Origin of the sequence: Synechococcus sp. R6-10, from assembly GCF_047461815.1 — a bacterium.
GTDB lineage: Bacteria > Cyanobacteriota > Cyanobacteriia > Thermostichales > Thermostichaceae > Thermostichus.
On sequence record NZ_JANSHW010000615.1, the window covers coordinates 1 to 704 of the forward strand.

Sequence of the window (704 nt, forward strand, 5' to 3'; positions counted from 1 at the left end):
ATTTGAACGGAGCGTCGCGCCTGACGGCAGCCCGTGGCAGCCGCTCTCGCCGCGCACGCTGCGCAAGAGCGTGCAGCAAGCCATCCGCAAGGTCGGCGGTCGCGCGGCGCGTCCCGTTGTGCGCACAACCGCAAGAGGTGGACTCACTGTGCGGGCGCGCAACCCCCAAGCGGGGTTCCAGCGCACTGCGCGTGTTCGGCGCACGCGAGCGAGTAAGATCCTCGTGGATACGGGGCGTCTCAAGCAGAGCGTGGTCGTGCTGGCTGCCAGCGCGGACGCTGTGCGCACGCACGATCAGCTCACACTCATTTGGGGTACGCGCGTGCCGTATGCGCGGGCGCACCAGCAGGGCGATCCCAGCCGCAATTTGCCCGCACGCCCGTTTCTGGGCGTCTCCAAGCAAGCTGAGCAGCGACTGCAAGCCGAGCTGCAGCGTATAATTGCTCGGTATGCCAGCGGCGGAGCATGAGTGCATCTGGGATCTGTGGTTCGCGCTGCTCCCGCGCGGCGCGTGGGAGCTGCTGGAGCAGTTGGACGAAGCGGAACGCGCCGCGCTGGAAGAGTGGCTGAGCAGCGTGGGCGATCCAACGCGAGCGCCGCCGCCCGAACCCGTGCGCGCCGCGCTGGAGAAGATCGAACGGCTGCTCAGCTCAGAATCGTGGTGAAAGTTTCGCCCTCATCAAATGAGAGCGCAACGCGCCGAT

2 protein-coding genes are annotated in these 704 nt (G+C 67.0%); both read left to right on the forward strand.

From position 1 onward, the window contains the following. Positions 1-469 (forward strand): phage virion morphogenesis protein (locus NW837_RS14570; RefSeq protein WP_414332292.1); only part of this gene is annotated, 469 nt, incomplete at its 5' end. Continuing rightward, the gene (locus tag NW837_RS14575; RefSeq protein WP_414332293.1) at positions 441-665 is read left to right on the forward strand and encodes a hypothetical protein; all 225 of its coding nucleotides are present in this window, start codon (positions 441-443) and stop codon (positions 663-665) included. The genes NW837_RS14570 and NW837_RS14575, both read left to right, overlap by 29 nt. The last annotated feature ends 39 nt before the right edge of the window (positions 666-704 follow it).